The 19,477-nt window shown below is 73.9% G+C and carries 18 protein-coding genes; 1 reads left to right on the top strand and 17 read right to left on the bottom strand.

Annotated features, from left to right (window positions below):
• A partial coding sequence (locus tag ACR9ZK_RS14180) for a hypothetical protein (RefSeq protein ID WP_481342583.1) occupies positions 1 to 752 on the top strand: 752 nt, incomplete at its 5' end.
• A 20-nt stretch (positions 753 to 772) separates the two neighbouring features.
• Here the strand turns inward: ACR9ZK_RS14180 and ACR9ZK_RS14175 are convergent.
• The 17 genes from ACR9ZK_RS14175 to ACR9ZK_RS14095 all read right to left on the bottom strand — a co-directional run bounded on the left by ACR9ZK_RS14175 (position 773) and on the right by ACR9ZK_RS14095 (position 19,425).
• Positions 773 to 1,303 carry an MFS transporter gene (locus tag ACR9ZK_RS14175; RefSeq protein ID WP_481342582.1) on the bottom strand — a complete coding sequence of 177 codons (531 nt, stop codon included), beginning with the start codon at positions 1,301 to 1,303 and terminating at the stop codon, positions 773 to 775.
• A complete protein-coding gene (locus ACR9ZK_RS14170) occupies positions 1,222 to 2,049 on the bottom strand; it encodes an MFS transporter (protein ID WP_481342581.1) in 828 nt (275 codons plus the stop codon). Before ACR9ZK_RS14170 ends, ACR9ZK_RS14175 begins: the two co-directional genes overlap by 82 nt.
• Positions 2,046 to 2,621 (bottom strand): ArsR/SmtB family transcription factor, encoded by a 576-nt coding sequence (locus ACR9ZK_RS14165; protein WP_481342580.1) that lies wholly within the window; start codon positions 2,619 to 2,621, stop codon positions 2,046 to 2,048. Before ACR9ZK_RS14165 ends, ACR9ZK_RS14170 begins: the two co-directional genes overlap by 4 nt.
• Before the next feature lie 58 nt (positions 2,622 to 2,679).
• Positions 2,680 to 3,969: a saccharopine dehydrogenase family protein gene (locus tag ACR9ZK_RS14160; RefSeq protein WP_481342579.1), complete on the bottom strand. Its 1,290-nt coding sequence runs from the start codon at positions 3,967 to 3,969 to the stop codon at positions 2,680 to 2,682.
• Positions 3,970 to 4,024: 55 nt separating this feature from the next.
• Complete coding sequence (locus tag ACR9ZK_RS14155; protein ID WP_481342578.1) at positions 4,025 to 6,067, bottom strand: primosomal protein N' family DNA-binding protein; 2,043 nt, start codon at positions 6,065 to 6,067, stop codon at positions 4,025 to 4,027.
• Between the two features lie 16 nt (positions 6,068 to 6,083).
• Positions 6,084 to 7,304 carry a methionine adenosyltransferase gene (gene metK / locus ACR9ZK_RS14150; RefSeq protein WP_481342577.1) on the bottom strand — a complete coding sequence of 407 codons (1,221 nt, stop codon included), beginning with the start codon at positions 7,302 to 7,304 and terminating at the stop codon, positions 6,084 to 6,086.
• 81 nt (positions 7,305 to 7,385) lie between these two features.
• On the bottom strand, positions 7,386 to 8,669 hold the full coding sequence (locus tag ACR9ZK_RS14145; RefSeq protein WP_481342586.1) for a bifunctional phosphopantothenoylcysteine decarboxylase/phosphopantothenate synthase: 1,284 nt from the start codon (positions 8,667 to 8,669) through the stop codon (positions 7,386 to 7,388).
• Between the two features lie 35 nt (positions 8,670 to 8,704).
• Complete coding sequence (rpoZ, locus tag ACR9ZK_RS14140; protein ID WP_323101854.1) at positions 8,705 to 8,968, bottom strand: DNA-directed RNA polymerase subunit omega; 264 nt, start codon at positions 8,966 to 8,968, stop codon at positions 8,705 to 8,707.
• Positions 8,969 to 9,032: 64 nt separating this feature from the next.
• Positions 9,033 to 9,692: a guanylate kinase gene (gene gmk, locus ACR9ZK_RS14135; protein ID WP_481342576.1), complete on the bottom strand. Its 660-nt coding sequence runs from the start codon at positions 9,690 to 9,692 to the stop codon at positions 9,033 to 9,035.
• The gene (mihF, locus tag ACR9ZK_RS14130; protein ID WP_481342575.1) at positions 9,692 to 10,009 is read right to left on the bottom strand and encodes an integration host factor, actinobacterial type; all 318 of its coding nucleotides are present in this window, start codon (positions 10,007 to 10,009) and stop codon (positions 9,692 to 9,694) included. The genes gmk and mihF overlap by 1 nt, the downstream gene beginning before the upstream one ends.
• Positions 10,010 to 10,178: 169 nt before the next feature.
• Positions 10,179 to 10,565 carry a hypothetical protein gene (locus tag ACR9ZK_RS14125; protein WP_481342574.1) on the bottom strand — a complete coding sequence of 129 codons (387 nt, stop codon included), beginning with the start codon at positions 10,563 to 10,565 and terminating at the stop codon, positions 10,179 to 10,181.
• A gap of 54 nt (positions 10,566 to 10,619) precedes the next feature.
• On the bottom strand, positions 10,620 to 11,450 hold the full coding sequence (gene pyrF / locus ACR9ZK_RS14120; RefSeq protein ID WP_481342573.1) for an orotidine-5'-phosphate decarboxylase: 831 nt from the start codon (positions 11,448 to 11,450) through the stop codon (positions 10,620 to 10,622).
• 53 nt (positions 11,451 to 11,503) lie between these two features.
• A complete protein-coding gene (locus ACR9ZK_RS14115; RefSeq protein WP_481342572.1) occupies positions 11,504 to 12,565 on the bottom strand; it encodes a dihydroorotate dehydrogenase in 1,062 nt (353 codons plus the stop codon).
• Complete coding sequence (locus ACR9ZK_RS14110; RefSeq protein ID WP_481342571.1) at positions 12,565 to 13,467, bottom strand: dihydroorotate dehydrogenase electron transfer subunit; 903 nt, start codon at positions 13,465 to 13,467, stop codon at positions 12,565 to 12,567. The genes ACR9ZK_RS14115 and ACR9ZK_RS14110 overlap by 1 nt, the downstream gene beginning before the upstream one ends.
• On the bottom strand, positions 13,464 to 16,862 hold the full coding sequence (carB, locus tag ACR9ZK_RS14105; protein WP_481342570.1) for a carbamoyl-phosphate synthase large subunit: 3,399 nt from the start codon (positions 16,860 to 16,862) through the stop codon (positions 13,464 to 13,466). The genes ACR9ZK_RS14110 and carB overlap by 4 nt, the downstream gene beginning before the upstream one ends.
• A complete protein-coding gene (gene carA, locus ACR9ZK_RS14100; protein ID WP_481342585.1) occupies positions 16,862 to 18,049 on the bottom strand; it encodes a glutamine-hydrolyzing carbamoyl-phosphate synthase small subunit in 1,188 nt (395 codons plus the stop codon). The genes carB and carA overlap by 1 nt, the downstream gene beginning before the upstream one ends.
• Positions 18,050 to 18,069: 20 nt before the next feature.
• A complete protein-coding gene (locus ACR9ZK_RS14095) occupies positions 18,070 to 19,425 on the bottom strand; it encodes a dihydroorotase (protein ID WP_481342584.1) in 1,356 nt (451 codons plus the stop codon).
• Positions 19,426 to 19,477: the final 52 nt, after the last annotated feature.

Here is a 19,477-nt window from a genome sequence, read left to right as displayed (position 1 = left end):
TCCGTCGTCGGCAGCGTCAGATGTGTATAAGAGACAGCTTCATCACCAACCTCCACGGCTCGACCGCACCTCGCGCGCTCGGCTACACGGTGTTCGACACCGGGCCGTCGGGTGTCGCGAGCCTGCCGAGCGGCGTCCAAGGCCTCGTGTGGCTCGGCCAGAAGTGCCCGACGCCGGCCGACGCGACGTTCCGCGCGACCGTCGACCGGCTCGCGGCCAACCCGAGAGTGTTCGGCTACTACCTGTCCGACGAGCCGCACATCTCCGCCTGCCCGCGGGGGCCGGCCGCCCTCGCGAGCCGTGCGGACTACATCCGCTACCGCAGCCGCGGCACGCAGAAGTCGTTCATCGTCCTGTCGAAGATCGCCGACTACAAGCCGTTCCGACCGGCGGCCAGCCACGTCGACCTCGTCGGCCTCGACCCGTACCCGTGCTCGACGGCCTCCCCCACCTGCCCGGTGACGAAGATCCGCGAGAAGGTCACCGCCGCCCGTGGCGCGGGCATCCCGCTCGGGGCGATCGTGCCGGTGTTCCAGACCTTCGGCCAGCAGAACATCGCCGGCGGCTACTACCGACTGCCGACGGCCACGCAGATGCAGGCGATGCTCGCCGAGTGGCGCCGGCTCGTCCCGACGCCGGTCATGGACTACTCCTACGGCTGGGGCCACCAGAGCTCGTCGAACCCGACGCTCGTCGACTCGCGGTCCCTGCAGCGGGTGATGGCCGCGCACAACGGCGTCACCATCCGCTGATCCGGACCACGCCCGACGCGTCACGCCGACGCGCGGGCCCCGGTGGCGGCGCCCTCGACCTTCGTGTCGGGGGCGTCGTCGCGTCCGAGGTCGCGGACCGCGCGTGACAGCAGCGCGGACAGCGCGACGACCAGGTAGACGACGGCGCTGCCGACGAGGAGCGCCTCGAGGTCGACGACCGAGGCGAGCCAGCCGTAGAGGAAGGTGCCGACCGGCATCGCGACGAAGGACCCGAGCGCGTCGTAGCTCGACACGCGGGACAGCACCGCGAGGGGCACGTGCTCGTGCAGGGCCGTGGACCAGCCGACGCCGAAGACCTCGACCGCCGCGCCGGCGACGAGGAAGCCGAGCGCCACGGCCACGAGGGACGGGGCGAGCCCGAGCATCGCCATCGGGACCGCGAGGGCCGTCATGGCGAGCATGCCGGCCCGCAGCGGGTGCGGCAGCCGCAGCCGCATCATGACGACCGTCATGATGACGGTGCCGAGGGCCTCGGCGGACAGGACGATGCCCCAGCCGGCCTCGCCGATCGCCGGGTCGGAGGTGGCCACGAGCGGGCCGAGCACCCCCACCGCACCGACGTGGATCGCGTTGAGGACGCCGAAGACGAGGACGACGACCCAGAGCCACTGGCGGCCGCTGAACTCGCTCCAGCCCTCCCGCAGCTCGCGCACCATCGAGGACTGGCCGGCCGTGCGGCGGCGTCGGTCCGTGGCAGCCGGACCCGGGCGAGGCAGACGATGGCCACCGCGTACGTCAGGGCGTCGACGGCGAGGGCCCAGCCCGGCCCGACCGACACGACGAGCCCACCGGCCACCGCCGGCCCGACGACGGCCAGGCCGCTGCGGCTGAACGACAGCAGCGCGTTGGCCTGCTGGAGCCGTGGGCGCTCGACCACGAGCGGCACGATGCCCATCATCGCCGGCATCGTGAACGCCGACACGGCCCCGTTGAGGGCCTCGATCACGGTCAGCTGCGTCAGCGTCGCGTGCCCGCTGACGACGAGGACGGCAGCCGCCGCCTGGGTCAGCAAGGTCAGCGCGTGCGAGGCCTGCAGGACGGTGACGCGCGAGAACCGGTCCGCGACGACCCCGCCGACGAGGAGGAAGACGACCATCGCGAGCGTCCGTGCCCCGAGGACCTGCGCGAGCGCCCCGGCCGACTCGTCCACGTGCAGGACGGCGAAGGCCAGCGCCACCGGCGCCATGACGGACCCCACGGTCGAGACGGTGCGGGCCGTGAAGTACCAGGCGAACCGGCGGTCGCCGAGTGCGCCGAGCGACTGCCGCAGCCTCATGCCTCCTCCTGCCGCCCGCTGTCGTCCTCGGTGTCGTCCCCGGTGTCGTCCTCGACCCGCAGCCGGAAGGCGGCCACGGACAGCGCCGCCCGCACCGTGCCCTCGGTGCGCGGCGGCCTGGCTGATGCGTGAAGCAGGGTGCTGGCCTCGTCGACGAGGGCACAGACGCGGTCCCACACCCCCGGCTCGACCCAGAGGTCGGCGTCGGTGAAGCGGCCCGGCGAACCCTGCTGACGCTCGAGGAACCGCCGCGGGATCATGTCCGCGAGGACGCGCACGTACGCGAGCCGGTCCTCCTCGCGGGTCGCCTCCGGGCGCGCGACGGGCGCGTCCCACGGGTGCCGGTACTTCTTGGCCCGGCCTCCGCGCACGGTCTCCTCGCCGGCCACCTCGAGCAGGCCGGCCGACTCGAGCAGCCGCAGGTGGTAGCTGGCGTTGGCCTGGGTGACGTCGAGCTCGCGGGCCACCTCCGCGGCGCTCAGCTCCGCACCGGTGAGCAGCGAGAGCATCTGCAGCCGCAGCGGGTGTGCGGTCGCGCGGAGCTCGCTGATCCGCTTCTGCTCCAAAGACATGCTTGGGAGCATGACGCGCTCCCGGGCTCACCGTCAAGCATCTCTTTGGGGGTCACGCTCAGGACGACCGACGCACCTCGAACGTGAAACCCTGCTCGCGGAGGCGCTCGGCCAGGCGTTCCCCCAGAGCCGTGGCAGGCGTGGACACCCCGGTGCGTCGCGGAAGCCCGTCGTCGCAAGCCAGCGCGAGGACCGCCTCGCCGAGCATGACGGCCGTCCCGCCGTACCCGGGGTCGAACGGTGCGGCCACTCGGGTCAGGTACCGCGCCCCGGTCGTCGTCGTCGCGTGGAGGTCCATCCGGAACCGCCCGGCCGCGCGCTGCGCCTCTCCGGGTCCCTCCCCGGGCCGCGGCAGGAAGCGGTCGAGCACGGCTCGCGTCGGCGCGAACGACAGCGCGGCGAGGCCACCCACGAGACCGACGCCCAGGACCGCGGCGACGAGGGGCGACAGCGGGCCGCGCCCGACGTCGACAACCTCGCGGTAGCGCAGGCCGCGCCCATACGACCAGTCGGTGAGGGTGTTCGACAGGCGCACGATCCGGGTGTTGAACGAGGCCATGACGAACGGTCCGTTCCACCGACCGCTCCGGGGGTCGCGGTCGACCGGCACGAGCTTGCGCAGCCGCCCCAGGGCGCCGGGTCGTCGCCCGTTGCCGCTGGCCGGCTCGTCCGCGCGGCGGGGGCTGAGCGCGTACGGGTCGGCGAGCACCCGTCGGACGCCGGCGTCGGCCCGGGCGGCGATCGCCTGGCGGCGGACCGAGTCGACGGTGCCGCCGGAGAGCCCGCCCTTCATCGACCGCACCCGCAGGGTGACGTCGGCCAGCGTGCCCTCCCCGTCCGCCGCTGCTCGCTGCGCCGTGAGGAGCACCCCGAGGTCGGAGGGGATCGAGTCGAAGCCGCACGCGTGGACGATCGCGGCCCCGGTGCCGCGGGCCAGGGCATCGAGCCCGTCGAGGGACCAGCGCACGAAGAGCACCTCGCCGGTGAGGTCTGCGTAGTGGGTGCCCTCCTCGGCGCAGGCCCGGGCCACCTCGCGCCCGTGGGCGTCGTAGGGGCCGACGGTCGTGGCGAGCACCCGCGTCCGGGCGGCGAGGACCCTCAGCCCGGCAGCGTCGACAGCGTCGACAGCCACGACCTCCCACCGTGAAGCCGCGGTGTCGATCCCCGACAGCTCGACACGCAGCGCCTCCAGCTGCTCGCGGGAGCGCCCGGCCAGGGCGACGCGGACGGGTTCACCGGGCTCCTCGCCGGCGCGCCGTGCCAGGTGTGCCGCGGTCAGCGCGCCCACGAAGCCGGTCGCGCCGAAGAGGACGAGGTCGAGGTCGCGCGACGGCGGCGTGGACGGCATGGGGCACACTCTGCCAGCCGGCTCGGTCCCCGGCGCCGGTCGGCGGCCGTGGTGCTCACCACCCGTCGACGGGGTCGACGCGTACGGTGACGACCTCGGGCTCCTTGCGCGCCGACCGAAAGGCCTTGAGGGCGAGCAGGGCCCGCGTCAGCTCGGTGGTGTCGGCGGACGGGACACGCACGAGGACGTGGTGGTCGCTCGGCCGGCGGTCGGCGTCGCCGTCGGTGGCCGCGCCCCGCCGCTGGGCGACCGCCCCCAGCAGCGGCACCGGGCCGAGGACCTGCGCCGATGCGGGCAGGTCGACCTGCTCGAGGGCCTCCTCCAGCGCGCGTCGCGTGCCGGTCAGCTGCGCGACGCGCGCGGCCGGCGGCAGGCCGAGCTCGCGCCGGTCGGCGAGCTCGCGCCCGGCGAGCCAGCCCGGGTCCCAGCGCACGAGGGCCTCGACCGCCGGCAGGGCGACACCGTCGGGCACACCGCAGAGCACGACCGCGCGGCCCTCGCGGGCGAGGGCAGCCGCCGCGGTCCACCGGCGCAGCGCCTCGAGGGGCGCGTCGTGCACGGGCAGGTCGAGGCTGGCCCACGCGTCGAGGAGCAGAACCGCGGTGTAGCCGCCCTCGGCGACCGGCTCGGCACCGGGCGTCGCGATGACGAGGGAGGGCTCACGACCGACGGCCCGCAGCACCTCGCCCGAGCCCGACGTGTGGACGCCCACGCCGGGGAACGCGCGGCCGATCTCCTCGGCCGTGCGCCGGGCGCCCGTGACGGAGGAACGCAGCCGAGGCGACCCGCACTCGACGCAGCGGAAGGTGCCGGGCGCGACGACGAGCCCGCACCAGCGGCACCCCGGCGCCGCCCCCGAGGCGCCCTGGGCCACCGGGCCGCGGCAGCGCCCGCACCGGACCGGCGTCCGGCACTCCGCGCAGCTGAGCGAGGGCAGGTACCCGCGCCGGGGCACCTGGACGAGCACCGGTCCGTCGACGAGCGCGTCCTTGGCGACGCGGTGGGCGCGGGCCGGCAGGTGGGCCCGCGCGGCCGGGCCGTCGCGCTCCTCGTCGGTGCCCTCCCCGGCGACGGTGACGCGGGGGACGGCGCCTCGCCACCCGGGCCCCGGCTCGACCGGAACCAGTGCTCCGGACTCCAGGGCCGCCTCGACGCGCAGGCTCCGCGCGAACCCGCCGGTGAGCAGGGCCGCGCCCGTCGCCGCGGCGCGCAGGCCGAGCACGACGCCCGTGTGGTGGTAGGGGGCGCGCGGCTCGGCGAGCAGGTCGTCGCCGTCGTCCCACCACGCGACCAGACCGAGGTCGCGGACCGGCGCGAAGGCCGCCGCGCGCGTGCCGATGACGACGCGGACGTGGCCGCGCAGCACCTTGAGCCAGGCGGTGTACCGGGCCTGCGGCCCCTGGTCGGCCGTGAGGCGCACGTGCCGGCCGGCACCGAGGGCTGCCGTCAGCGCCGCGTCGAGCCGGTCGACGTCGCGGTGGTCGGGAACCACGAGCAGCGACCCCCGGCCGGCCGCGAGCGCCGTCGCGGCGGCGGTGGCGAGCGCCGCCGCCCAGTCCTGCTCGGGGACCCGCCCCGGCAGAGCCGTCCACGCCGCGGCCGGACCCTCACCGGCCGCGAGCCGGCGCAGCCACGCCGGGCCCGCCGGGTACGCCGACCAGGGCCCCGGCTCCGGCGCGCCGACGGGGTCGGCCGGCGGGGGCTCGAGGGCGAGGGCCCGCTCGGCCGTGGCGTGCCGTTTGGGGACGGCGAGGCGCAGGACGTCGCTCAGCGTGCCGGCGTACCGGTCGGCGACGGCCCGGCACAGCGCGAGGACCTCTGGCGTCAGGACCGGCTCGGGGCTGACGACCCGGCGCAGCGGCGCGAGCCGGCCGTCGTGCTCGGGTGCCGCGCGACGCTCGACGACGAAACCGTCGAGGTCGCGCCCGGCGAAGCGGACCCGGACCCGCGCGCCCGGCACGGCGTCGTCGTCCATCTCCTCGGGGACCGCGTACTCGAAGAGCCGGTCGAGGTGGGCCAGCGGCGTCTCAACGACGACCGCAGCGACCGGCCCGGAGGCCGGTCGCTGCGACTGGTCGTTCGTCGGTTCGTCGCCCACGAGGGCGAATCTAGCCTCAGGCGGAGACGGCGGCCCTCAGGGCGTCCACACGGTCCGTGCGCTCCCAGGTGAAGGCGTTGTCGACGCCGTCGGCCTTGGTGCGGCCGAAGTGGCCGTAGGCGGCGGTCGGCTTGTAGATGGGGCGCAGGAGGTCCAAGGCGTCGACGATCGCGGCGGGGCGCAGGTCGAAGACGTCTCCGATGGCCTGCTGGATGGAGTCAACCGGCACCGTCTCGGTGCCGAACGTCTCCACGTAGAGGCCGACGGGCTGGGCCTTGCCGATGGCGTAGGCGACCTGCACCTCGCAGCGGCGGGCGAGCCCGGCCGCGACGACGTTCTTGGCCACCCAGCGCATGGCGTACGCGCCAGAGCGGTCCACCTTGCTCGGGTCCTTGCCGCTGAAGGCGCCACCGCCGTGGCGGGCCATGCCGCCGTACGTGTCGACGATGATCTTGCGGCCGGTGAGCCCGGCGTCACCCATCGGGCCACCGATCTCGAAGCGGCCCGTCGGGTTGATGAGGGCGCGGAAGCTCGACGTGTCGAGGTCGGTGCCGCTCGCGGCGAGCTCCTCGAGGACGGGCGCGAAGACGTGCTCGCGGATGTCGGGCTCGAGCATGCCCTCGAGGGACACGTCCGGTGCGTGCTGGGTCGAGAGCACGACGGTGTCGAGCCGGACCGCCTTGTCACCCTCGTAGGCGATGGTGACCTGGGTCTTGCCGTCAGGACGCAGGTAGGCCAGCTCCTCGCTCTTGCGGGCCTGGGTCAGGCGCTCGGCGAGGCGGTGGGCCAGGAAGATCGGCAGGGGCATGAGCTCGGGGGTGTCGTCGCAGGCGTAGCCGAACATGAGGCCCTGGTCGCCGGCGCCCTGCTTGTCGAGAGGATCGATGCCACCGTGCCGGTTCTCGTGCGCGGTGTCGACGCCCTGGGCGATGTCGGGCGACTGCGCGCCGATGGAGATCGACACGCCGCACGTGCGCCCGTCGAAGCCCTTCTGCGAGCCGTCGTAGCCGACCTCGAGGATGGTCTGGCGGACCAGCTGCGGGATCTCGACGTAGCCGGTCGTCGACACCTCACCGGCGACGTGGACGAGGCCGGTCGTCACCATCGTCTCGACGGCGACCCGGGCCTGCGGGTCGACCCGCAGCAGAGCGTCGAGGACGGAGTCGCTGATCTGGTCGCAGATCTTGTCCGGGTGTCCCTCGGTGACGGACTCGGACGTGAACAGACGTGCGGACACTGGCTCTCCCTGGCTCGGGTGCGGGTGGTGTGGCCCGGTCGGCGGGGCTCGTGGCGCGGGCGTGTTGCGTGAGTCTAACCGTCAGCGGATCAGCGGAGTCAGGGTGTCCCAGAGGGCGTCGGCGACGACGTCCTTGCCGGCCGGTCCCATCGTCAGGACGTCCTCGGTGCCGCGGCGCAGCACGTGGACGGTCGTGTCGTCCTTGCCGAACGTCGTGTCGGTCCCGACCTCGTTGACGACCTGGACGTCGCTGCCCTTGCGGGCGAACTTGGCGCGCGCGTGGTCCATGACCGAACCGTCGGCGTCACCGGTCTCGGCGGCGAAGCTCACGACGAGCGGACGGGTGTCGCCGCGGGCGTCACGGTCGGCGACGAGACCGCGGACGATGTCGGGGTTCTCGACGAGCTCGACGGTCAGGCCACCGGCGCCCGGTGCGGCAGGGTCCTTCTTGATCTTGCTGTCGCTGACCGTGGCCGGCCGGAAGTCCGCGGGCGCCGCGGCCATGACGACGACGTCCGCCCCGCGCGCGGCCGTGGCGACGGCGTCGCGCATCTCGAGCGTCGTGCCGACCCGGACGACGTCCACGCCCTCGGGCACCGGCAGGTCGACGTTGGCGGCGACGAGGACGACCTCGGCACCGCGGGCGGCGGCGGACCGCGCGATGGCCAGCCCCTGCTTGCCGGAGCTGCGGTTGCCGAGGAAGCGGACCGGGTCGAGCGGCTCGCGGGTGCCACCCGCGGAGACGACGACGCGGCGTCCGACGAGGGACCCGTCGGCGGAGGCGACGTCGGCGGCATCGGCAGCGGCATCGGCCCCGGCGTCGGCGTCGAGGGTGGCGACGCCGCCGAGGACCCTGAGGCACGCGGCGTAGATGTCCTCGGGCTCGGGCAGCCGCCCGGCGCCGGAGTCGACCCCGGTGAGGCGCCCGACCGCAGGCTCGATGACGTGGACGCCGCGTGAGCGCAGCGTCGCCACGTTGGCGCGCGTGGCCGGGTGCTCCCACATCTCGGTGTGCATGGCCGGGGCGAAGACGACCGGACAGCGCGCCGTGAGCAGGGTGTTGGTCAGCAGGTCGTCGGCGAGCCCGTGGGCCGCCTTGGCGAGGACGTCGGCCGTGGCCGGCGCGACGACGACGAGGTCGGCGGACTGGCCGATGCGCACGTGCGGCACCTCGTGGACCGAGGTCCACACCTCGGTCGAGACCGGCTTGCCCGACAGCGCCGACCACGTCGGCGCCCCGACGAAGCGCAGCGCCGCCGCGGTGGGCACGACCGTGACGTCGTGGCCGGCCTCGGCGAACAGCCGGAGCAGCGCGCACGCCTTGTACGCGGCGATGCCGCCGCTGACGCCGAGGACGACGCGCAGCGGGGCGCCGCCGGTCGACGCGCTCACGGGGGCGGTCAGCCCTCGGTGGGCTCGGACGTGAGCAGGCCCTCGTTGATCTCGCGCAGCGCGATCGACAGCGGCTTCTCGTGGACCTCGGTCTCGACGAGCGGGCCGACGTAGTCGAGCAGGCCCTCCTGCAGCTGCGAGTAGTACGCGTTGATCTGACGGGCGCGCTTGGCCGAGTAGATGACGAGCGCGTACTTGGAGTCGGCGGCGGTCAGCAGGTCGTCGATCGGCGGGTTGGTGATGCCGATGGGAGCAGCCTGGGTACCGGACACGGTGATCTCGTTTCGTTCGGGGATCGGCGCGTGCCTGCCTGGCGGGGCACGCGAGGGTCGGGGCTCACCGTTCGGCGGGCCCCGATCTCATCAATGATACGAGTTCCTCGCTCGCGCGCCGAACGTCGTCGTTGACGATGACCTCGTCGAACTCCGACTGGGCGGCCAGCTCGGCCCGCGCGGTGGTGAGCCGGCGGTCCCGCTCGGCCTCGCTCTCGGTGCCGCGTCCGACGAGCCGGCGGACCAGCTCCTCCCAGCTCGGCGGGGAGAGGAAGACGAAGAGCGCCGCCGGCCAGCTGTCGCGCACCTGGCGCGCGCCCTGCAGGTCGATCTCGAGGAGCGCGTCGCGGCCCTCCCGGATGGCGCGCTCGACGGGACCGCGAGGCGTGCCGTACTTGGCGGCTCCGTGCACGACCGCGTACTCGAGGAACTCGCCGGCCGCGACGAGCCGGTCGAACTCGGTGTCGTCGACGAAGTGGTAGTGCACGCCGTCGACCTCGCCGGGGCGCGGCTTCCGGGTCGTCATCGAGACCGAGAACCACACTCCCGGGAAGTGGGTGCGCACGTACGAGGCGACGGTGCCCTTGCCCACCGCGGTGGGCCCGGCCAGGACGGTCAGCCGGCCGCGCCGGGCAGCCGCGGTGGTGTCGGTGGAGTCGGTGGTGTCGCTCGTGTCAGGAGTGTCGGCGGTGTGGGCGGTGGTGGGGGCGCTGTCCCCGTCCATCACGGCTTCTCGAAGCGCTTGAGCAGCGCGGCCACCTGGTTGGCGCCGAGGCCCCGGACGCGCCGCGACTCGGCGATGCCGACCTCGGCCATGATCGCCCGGGCCCGGACGCGGCCGACGCCCGGCATCGACTCCAGCAGCTCGGTCACCTTCATCTTGCCGATGACCGCGTCCGTCCGGCCGTCCTCGAGCACCTCGGAGAGCGAGCCGCTCGAGTACTTGAGCCGGTTCTTGACCGCGGCCCGTTCCCGTCGCGCGGCCGCGGCCTTCTCGAGGGCCGCAGCCCGTTGCTCGGGGGTGAGCGGTGGAAGCGCCACGGTGTCCGGTCTCCTGCCTGCAGCGGGGTGACGCGTCCTGCGCCCCCCGTGTCCTCGTGTCTTTCCGCCCGAACCTAGCGAGCCGCCCGTGCGGCCCGCAACGCGGGCCCCCGGCGGACGGCGGGTCGCCGGCGGGTCGCCCACGGGTCACCGGCGGGACTGCGCGCGATCACTGCGACAGGTCGACGTCGCAGGTCTCGCGGGCGTGCGTCTCGATCTTCTTGGCCGTCGCCTGGTACGAGGCCATCTGCGTGGTCAGCCCCGCCAGGTCGGGGTGGTCGACGGCGAACTTCTCGAAGAACGCCCGCAGCGTCGTCCACTCGGAGCGGACGTCGTCGGGGGCGGCCGCCTCGATGGTGCGCACGCTCGCGACGAAGCGGGTCGCCGCCGCCCGGTCGGCGAGAGACGCGCCCGCGGACGCCCACTGGGACCGTGCGGCCCGCAGCGCGTCGCAGTACGCCGTCGTGTCCGAGCCGCCGCACCCGCCGAGCACGAGGACCGCGAGCACGGCTGTCGCCGCGGCGACGGTCGGGGTGGCGGGGCGGGCGGTGCGCATGCCCCCACCGTAGGCGGTCACCGCGGCGGCGTCCCGACCTCGCGCGTCCGGAGGTCAGGGCACGAGCGTGGCGGCGACCTCGCGGGCGCGCGCGGCGAGACGGCCGGCCCCGAGCACCTCGCGGCTCGACGCGGCGAGCACCTGGGGACGGGCCGGACCGAAGGTGCGCGTCAGGCTCTCGACGGTGCCCCCCTGGGCCCCGACACCGGGCGCGAGAACCGGTGTCGCAGCGGCCACGAGGTCGAGACCGAGGTCGGCGACCGCCGAGCCGACGGTGGCGCCGACGACGAGGCCGACGTGACCCAGCTCGCCCCGCGCGGCGGCCGCCGCGTTGTCCGCGGCGGCGCCGGCCACGACGGACCCCGCGACGGAGCGGTCGTCGCGCACCGCGTGCTGGACGCTCGCGCCCTCCGGGTTGGACGTCAGGGCGAGGACGAACAGGCCGCGGCCGGTCTGCTCGGCGAGGTCGATGGCCGGGCGCAGCGACTCGTACCCGAGGTACGGGCTGACCGTGAGGGCGTCCGGCGGGGCGACGGCGTCCTTGCCGAGGTAGGCCTCGGCGTAGGCGGCCATCGTCGAGCCGATGTCGCCGCGCTTGGCGTCGAGGATCGTCAGCGTCCCGGCCTCGCGCAGCTCGGTGAGGACGCGCTCGAGGACCGCGATGCCGCGGCTGCCGAAGACCTCGAAGAACGCCGACTGCGGCTTGACGGCCGCGACCCGACCCGCGAACGCCTCGACGCACGTCAGCGCGAAGCGCTCGAGGCCGGCGACGTCGTAGGTCAACCCCCAGGCCTCGACGAGCGAGCGGTGCGGGTCGATGCCGGCGCAGAGCGGCCCGCGCTCGTCCATGGCGGCACGCAGGCGCGCGCCGAAGCCGGTCGTCATCGTCGGTCTCCGTTCGTCGGGGGGTTCTATGCGGGTGCCGCCACGGGCGGTCCTCAGCGGCCGTGCGCGGCGCCGACGGCGTCCTCGAAGCGGTCGTAGCCGAGACCGGCGAGCAGGTCGGCCAGCTCGTGGAGCACGCGCATCGGGGCCCTCGGGTCGTTGAACGTCACGGTGCCCACCTGGACGGCGCTCGCGCCCGCGGCGACGAGCTCGAGGGCGTCGCGGCCGGTGCGCACGCCACCGACGCCGATGATCGGCACGGTGCGCATCCGTCCCTCGAGCATGGCCTGGCGCACCTGCCAGACGGCGCGGACCGCGACCGGGCGGATGCCGGGCCCGGACAGTCCGCCGGTGACGCCGCCGAGGTGCGGGCGCATCCGGTCGGTGTCGATGGCCATCCCGAGCAGCGTGTTGATCATCGTCAGGCCGTCGGCACCGGCCTTGACGCAGGCGGCGGCGATGGCGGCGATGTCGGTGACGTCGGGGCTCAGCTTGGCGAACACCGGGACGTCGCGCGGCAGCTGCTCGCGCACCAGGGCGATGACCTTGGCCGACGCCAGCGGGTCGCACGCGAAGACCAGCCCGCGGTTGGCGACGTTGGGGCAGGAGATGTTGACCTCGACGCCGACGACCGCCTCGAAGGCCCGGCTGGCGCGCAGCGTGGCCGCGACGTCGGCGTACTCGGAGCTCGAGCCGCCGGCGATCGAGGGCAGGACGCGCGCCCCGACCGAGGCCAGCCACGGCAGGTCCTCGTCGACGAAGGCCTCGATGCCGGGGCCCTGCAGCCCGATCGAGTTGAGCATCCCGGAGGGCGTCTCGGCCATGCGGGGGGTGCCGCGACCCGAGCGCGGCTCGGCCATGACCGACTTCGTGACGAACGCGCCGAGGTCGGCGACGTCGAAGAAGCGGTGCAGCTCACGGCCGTTGGCGGCGCAGCCGGAGGCGGTCATGAGGGGGTTGGGCAGCCGGCGTCCGGCGAGGTCGACGGACAGGTCGACGGACAGGTCGAGCCGGGCGCCCGGCACCTCGCTCCCCCGCGCCCGCTCGGCGGGCTCGACGGGCTCGACGGGCTCGACGGCGGAGTGGGCGGCGGACTCGACGGTGAACTCGGCCATCAGTGACCTCCGGTCCTGGGGGCGCCGACGCAGTCGTCGGGGACCCGGGCGTGGTTGCCCTCGAAGGCGTCCCAGCGGATGCGGTCGCCGCGGAACACGGGGCCCTCGACGCACGAGCGGGACATGCGGGCGCGGCCGTCGGAGCCGACGACCGGCATGACGCACGTCATGCACACGCCGACGCCACAGGCCATTGCCTCCTCGACGGCCACCTGCGCGACGGCGCCGTGCGCCGCGGCGACGTCGGTGACCGAGCGGAGCATGCCCATGGGCCCGCACGCGTAGACGACGGCGGCGCCCGTGCGCGAGATGACCTCGGGCAGCACGTCGCTGACCCAGCCGCGCTGGCCGACCGACCCGTCGTCGGTGGTCACGGTGACGCCGTCGCAGGAGCGGCGGGCCTCGACGACGCCGAAGAGGCGGTCCTCGCCGGCCGCACCGAGCACCATCTCGACGTGGCACCCGCGCTCGCGCAGGTCGTGCGCGAGCCAGAACAGGGGCGCGCTGCCGTAGCCGCCACCGACGAGGACGCACGCGACCGGGTCGGTGGGCAGCGGGAAGGGCTTGCCGAGCGGACCGACGACGTCGATGGTGTCGTGCGGCCGGCGCTCGACGATCCAGCGCGTGCCGGCACCGACGGCGGAGACGACGATCTCCACCGTGCCGCCGTACGTGCCGCTGGGGCTGACCTTGTGGATCGAGAACGAGCGGCGCAGCAGGGTCCCCGAGGACTCCCCGCCGACGGCCAGCGCGACGAACTGCCCGGGCCGGCCCAGCTCGGCGACGCCGGGGGCGACGAGCGTCAGGTGCTGGTAGGCACCGACCCGCCGGGTCGCGATGACCTCGGCGACCTCCTGGGTGACGCGGGAGCGCTGGGCGCGCTCGGTGGTGGCCGCGCTCACGCGTCGGCCCCGACCGTGGTCGGCAGGTCGGCAGTGGTCAGTGCCACGGCGTCCTGCGGATCGGCCTGTGCGGCAACGTCGCCCGAGATCCTGGTGCCGCGGCCGTAGAGGTCCAGGTCGCGGGCGTGGTCCTGCAGCGACTTGACCCGCACCTCCTCGGTCAGCTGCGCCTCGATGCCGAGGACCGCGGCGGCGAGCGTCGCGATCGTCGTGATGATCGGCTTGTCCGCGCTCGTCGTGGCTGCGCGGATGGCGTAGCCGTCGGCGCGGGCGTCCTGGCCGGAGGGGGTGTTGACGACCATCTGCACCTCGCCGGCCTCGATGAGGTCGACGATCGAGGGCTCGTTCGGGTCGCCCTCGCCGCGCTCGGTGATCTTGCGGACGACGGTGGCCTCGATGCCGTTGCGCTTGAGCACCGCGGCGGTGCCGGTGGTCGCGAGGATCGTGAAGCCGAGGTCGACGAGGCGCTTGACCGGGAAGAGCATGGCACGCTTGTCGCGGTTGGCGACCGAGACGAAGATCGCGCCCGAGCGCGGCAGCGCCGAGCCGCTGCCCTGCTGGGCCTTGGAGAACGCCGAGCCGAAGTCGAGGTCGATGCCCATGACCTCACCGGTCGAGCGCATCTCCGGGCCGAGCAGGGAGTCGACGGCGATGCCCTCCTTGGTGCGGAACCGCTTGAAGGGCAGCACCGCCTCCTTGCACGAGACCGGGGCGTGGGCCGGCATCGAGCCACCGTCGCCGGTGGGCGGCAGCAGCCCCTCCTCGCGCAGCTCCGCGACGCTCGCCCCCAGCATGACCCGGGCCGCGGCGCTGGCCAGCGGGACGCCCGTGGCCTTGGCCACGAACGGGACCGTGCGCGAGGCGCGCGGGTTGGCCTCGATGACGTAGAGGATGTCCTGGGCGAGGGCGAACTGGACGTTCATGAGGCCACGGACGCCGATGCCCTGGGCCAGCTTCAGGGTGGCCTCGCGGACCCGGGCGAGCTCGGCCTCGCCGAGCGTCGCGGGCGGCAGGGTGCACGAGCTGTCGCCCGAGTGGATGCCGGCCTCCTCGACGTGCTCCATGATGCCGCCGAGGTACATGTCCTCGCCGTCGTAGAGCGCGTCGACGTCGATCTCGATGGCGTCGTCGAGGAACCGGTCGACGAGCACCGGGTGCTCGGGGCTGGCCTCGGTGGCCTTCTCGACGTAGGTGACGAGCGAGTCGTCGTCGTAGACGATGACCATGCCGCGGCCGCCGAGCACGTACGAGGGGCGCACGAGCACCGGGTAGCCGATCTCGCGGGCGATCGCGAGGGCCTCGTCCGCGCTGACCGCCGTGCCGTGCTTCGGTGCGATGAGCCCGGCCTTGGCCAGCACCTGCCCGAAGGCCCCGCGGTCCTCGGCGAGGTGGATGGCGTCGGGCGAGGTGCCGACGATCGGCACGCCCTCGTCGGCGAGCGCCTTGGCCAGGCCGAGCGGCGTCTGGCCGCCGAGCTGGACGATGACGCCCGCCACGGGTCCGGCCTTCGTCTCGGCGTGGATGACCTCGAGGACGTCCTCGAGGGTCAGCGGCTCGAAGTACAGCCGGCTGCTCGTGTCGTAGTCGGTCGAGACCGTCTCGGGGTTGCAGTTGACCATGACCGTGTCGAACCCCTTGTCGCGCAAGGAGAACGACGCGTGGACGCAGGAGTAGTCGAACTCGACACCCTGGCCGATGCGGTTCGGCCCGGAGCCGAGGATGATGACGGCGGGGCGCTCGCGCGGCTCGACCTCGGTCTCCTCGTCGTAGGACGAGTAGTGGTACGGCGTCGTGGCGGCGAACTCGGCGGCGCACGTGTCGACCGTCTTGTAGACCGGTCGCACCCCGAGGGCGTGGCGGACGCCGCGCACGACGGCCTCCGGCATCCGGCGCAGGCTCGCGACCTGCGCGTCGCTGAAGCCGTGGCGCTTGACGAGCCGGAGCAGGTCGGGCGTCAGCTCGTCGGCCTCGGCGAGCATGGCCGCGACGTCGTTGATCAGCTCGATCTGGTCGAGGAACCACGGGTCGATGCCGGTCTGCTCGTGCACGCGCTCGACGCTGATCCCGCCGCGCAGCGCCTGCTGTACCGCGACGATCCGGCCGTCGGTCGGGACCGTCGACTCCTCGAGAGCCCGCTCGGCGGCGGCCTCGGACAGCTCGCCGTCCCAGTGGAAGGAGGCGCCCTTCTTCTCCAGCGAGCGCAGCGCCTTCTGCAGCGCCTCGGTGAAGTTCCGGCCGATGGCCATGGCCTCGCCGACCGACTTCATCGTCGTCGTCAGGGTCGGGTCCGCGGCGGGGAACTTCTCGAACGCGAACCGCGGCACCTTGACGACGACGTAGTCCAGCGTCGGCTCGAACGACGCCGGCGTCTCGCGGGTGATGTCGTTGGGCACCTCGTCGAGCGTGTAGCCGATCGCCATCTTCGCCGCGATCTTGGCGATCGGGAAGCCGGTCGCCTTGGAGGCCAGGGCGCTCGACCGGGAGACGCGGGGGTTCATCTCGATGACGATGATGCGACCGTCGGCCGGGTTGACCGCGAACTGGATGTTGCAGCCGCCGGTGTCGACGCCGACCTCGCGGATCACCGCGATGCCGATGTCGCGCAGCCGCTGGTACTCGCGGTCGGTGAGCGTCAGGGCCGGGGCCACGGTGATGGAGTCGCCGGTGTGCACGCCCATCGGGTCGAGGTTCTCGATCGAGCAGACGACGACGACGTTGTCGGCGTGGTCGCGCATGACCTCGAGCTCGTACTCCTTCCAGCCGAGGATCGACTCCTCGAGGAGCACCTCGGTCGTCGGGCTGTACTGCAGGCCGGCGCCGGCGATCCGGCGCAGGTCGGCCTCGTCGTAGGCGAAGCCGGACCCCAGGCCGCCCATCGTGAAGGAGGGTCGCACGACGACGGGGTAGCTCAGCTCCTCGGCGGCGGCGAGGCACTCCTCCATGGAGTGGCAGATGACCGAGCGGGCCGACTCGGCGCCGCAGCGCTCGACGACGCCCTTGAAGGCCTCGCGGTCCTCGCCGAGCTGGATGGCCTCGACGTTGGCGCCGATGAGCGGGCAGCCGTACTTCTCGAGGACCCCGTTGTCGTGCAACGCGATCGCACAGTTGAGCGCCGTCTGGCCGCCGAGCGTCGCGAGCACCGCGTCGGGTCGCTCCTTGGCGATGATCGCCTCGACGACCTCGGGCGTGATCGGCTCGACGTACGTGGCGTCGGCGAACTCCGGGTCGGTCATGATCGTCGCCGGGTTGCTGTTGACGAGGATGACGCGGATGCCCTCCTCGCGAAGGACGCGGCACGCCTGCGTGCCGGAGTAGTCGAACTCGCAGGCCTGGCCGATGACGATCGGCCCGGACCCGATGACGAGGACGCTCTTGATGCTGTCGTTCCTGGGCATCAGGACAGGTCTCCCGTCTTGTCGGTGCTGTGCTGTCTCGTTTCCATGAGCTCCACGAAGCGGTCGAAGAGGTAGGCGGCGTCGTGGGGACCGGCGGCCGCCTCGGGGTGGTACTGGACGGAGTAGGCCGGGGCGTCGAGCAGCTCGAGCCCCTCGACGACGTCGTCGTTGAGGCACACGTGCGACACGCGGGCGCGGCCGTACGGGGTGTCGCTGTCACGGTCGGTCGGCGCGTCGACGGCGAACCCGTGGTTGTGCGCGGTGACCTCGACCTTGCCGGTCGTGCGGTCCATGACCGGCTGGTTGATGCCACGGTGGCCGTACTTCAGCTTGTACGTGCCGAACCCGAGCGCCCGCCCGAACAGCTGGTTGCCGAAGCAGATGCCGAAGAACGGGACGCCGGCGCCGAGGACCTCGCGCAGCAGCGTCACCTCGTGCTCGGCGCTCGCCGGGTCGCCGGGGCCGTTGGAGAAGAAGACGCCGTCGGGCCCGCCCTCGGCGACGCCAATGACCTCGGCGAAGGTGGCCGTCGCCGGCAGGACGTGCACCTCGATGCCCCGGCGAGCCATGAGCTGGGGCGTCATCGCCTTGATGCCGAGGTCGAGGGCCGCGACGGTGAAGCGCTTCTCGCCCTCCGCGGGCACGACGTACGGCTCGGCCGTCGTCACCTCGGCGGCGAGCGCCGCCCCCGACATCTCGGGGCTGCGGCGGACCGCCTCGAGCAGGTCGGCCTCCGGAGCGTCGGCGGCGCCACCGCTGAAGATGCCGACGCGCATCGCACCACGTTCGCGCAGGTGACGGGTGAGCGCCCGCGTGTCGAGGTCGCAGATGCCGACGACGCCCTGCTCGGCCAGCTCGTCCTCGAGGTCACGGGTCGAGCGCCAGCTCGACGCGCGGATCGCAGGGTCGCGCACGACGTAGCCGGCGGCCCAGATGCGGGTGCTCTCGTCGTCCTCGGTGTTGACGCCCGTGTTGCCGACGTGCGGCGCGGTCATGACGATGACCTGGCGGTGGTAGCTCGGGTCGGTGAGGGTCTCCTGGTAGCCGGTCATGCCGGTGGAGAAGACCGCCTCGCCGACCGTCTCGCCGACGGCGCCGTAGGAGGCGCCGAGGAAGGTGCGGCCGTCCTCGAGCACGAGCACGGCGGGCTCGCGCAGGCGCCGGGTGCGTCCCTGCCGGGCCGGCACGGTGAGCGGGGTCGAGGTCGTCACAGGTGGGCTCCAGTCGCGTTCGTCAGTTGTCGTTGCGTGTCTCGTCGCGGGTCTCGCTCCGTGCCCGCGCCGGTGCGGACGTCGTGGGTGACGCGTCCGGCGTGGACCGTCGTCACGACGGCCCCGCGGAACGTTCGTCCGTGCCACGGGTTGTTGCGCGAGCGGCTGCGGCTCGCGGCGGCGTCGACGGTGACCTCGCGGTCGGGGTCGACGAGGGTCAGGTGTGCCGGGGCGCCGGCCGCGATGGCCTGCCCCTGGTGGGCCAGGCCCCCGATGCGAGCAGGGTTGGCCGACATGACGCGGGCGACGTCGGCCCAGTCCAGCAGCCCCGGGCGCACGAGGACCTCGCTGACGACCGACAGGGCCGTCTCGAGGCCGAGCATCCCGAAGGCGGCGTCGACGAAGGCGTGCTCCTTGTCGTGGCGGGCGTGCGGCGCGTGGTCGGTGGCGACGGCGTCGATGGTGCCGTCGGCCACGGCCGCGCGCAGGGCCTCGACGTCCTCGGCGGGGCGCAGCGGCGGGTTGACCTTGAAGACGGGGTCGTAGCCGGCGAGCAGGTCGGTCGTGAGGAACAGGTGGTGCGGTGTCACCTCGGCGGTGACGTCGATGCCCTGCGCCTTGGCCCAGCGGATGACCTCGACCGTGCCGGCAGTCGACACGTGGGCCACGTGGACCCGCGAGCCGGTGTGCCGCGCCAGCATGACGTCGCGGGCCACGATGGACTCCTCGGCGATGCCGGGCCAGCCGGGCAGGCCGAGACGGCCGGAGACCTCACCCTCGTGGCAGCAGGCGTCGGGCCCGGCGAGACGCGGGTCCTGGGCGTGCTGGCTGACGACACCACCGAACGGCTTGACGTACTCGAGGGCGCGCCGCATGACGCGGGCGTCGCTGACGCAGTGCCCGTCGTCGCTGAAGACGCGCACCCTCGCCCGCGAGCGCGCCATGAGGCCCAGCTCGGCGAGCTCGGCACCGGCCAGGCCCTTGGTCACCGCGCCGACGGGGACGACCTCGGTGAGGCCGCAGGCCCGGCCGAGGTCGAGGACGCGCTCGGCGGCCTCGGCGGTGTCGGTGACGGGGTTGGTGTTCGCCATGGCGAAGACGGCCGTGTACCCGCCGGCGGCGGCGGCTGCCGACCCCGTGGCGATGGTCTCGGCGTCCTCGCGACCCGGCTCGCGCAGGTGGACGTGCAGGTCGACGAGGCCCGGCAGCGCGACGAGGCCGTCGGCGTCGAGCACCTCCGCGCCGGCCGGGGCGTCGACGGTGCCGACCTCGCGGACGACGCCGTCGACGACGAGCAGGTCGGCCGCCTCGGCGCCGAGGAGGCGGGCACCACGGATCACGAGGCGGGTCATCGGACGGCTCCTGAGCTGTCTCTTATACACATCTGACGCTGCCGACGACGGA

The organism is Monashia sp. HAY1-5C (assembly GCF_056755255.1).
Note: the sequence above shows the minus strand (reverse complement) of the source record. Positions and strands in the feature narration are given on the sequence as shown.

What these genes read in the sequence shown, in the direction of transcription:
- ACR9ZK_RS14170 (WP_481342581.1), bottom strand. Translation starts at nt 2,049, where the DNA reads ATGAGGCTGCGGCAGTCGCTCGGCGCACTCGGCGACCGCCGGTTCGCC.
- carB (WP_481342570.1), bottom strand. Translation starts at nt 16,862, where the DNA reads ATGCCCAGGAACGACAGCATCAAGAGCGTCCTCGTCATCGGGTCCGGG.
- ACR9ZK_RS14165 (WP_481342580.1), bottom strand. Translation starts at nt 2,621, where the DNA reads ATGTCTTTGGAGCAGAAGCGGATCAGCGAGCTCCGCGCGACCGCACAC.
- ACR9ZK_RS14095 (WP_481342584.1), bottom strand. Translation starts at nt 19,425, where the DNA reads ATGACCCGCCTCGTGATCCGTGGTGCCCGCCTCCTCGGCGCCGAGGCG.
- pyrF (WP_481342573.1), bottom strand. Translation starts at nt 11,450, where the DNA reads ATGACGACCGGCTTCGGCGCGCGCCTGCGTGCCGCCATGGACGAGCGC.
- ACR9ZK_RS14160 (WP_481342579.1), bottom strand. Translation starts at nt 3,969, where the DNA reads ATGCCGTCCACGCCGCCGTCGCGCGACCTCGACCTCGTCCTCTTCGGC.
- ACR9ZK_RS14125 (WP_481342574.1), bottom strand. Translation starts at nt 10,565, where the DNA reads ATGCGCACCGCCCGCCCCGCCACCCCGACCGTCGCCGCGGCGACAGCC.
- gmk (WP_481342576.1), bottom strand. Translation starts at nt 9,692, where the DNA reads ATGGACGGGGACAGCGCCCCCACCACCGCCCACACCGCCGACACTCCT.
- ACR9ZK_RS14115 (WP_481342572.1), bottom strand. Translation starts at nt 12,565, where the DNA reads ATGGCCGAGTTCACCGTCGAGTCCGCCGCCCACTCCGCCGTCGAGCCC.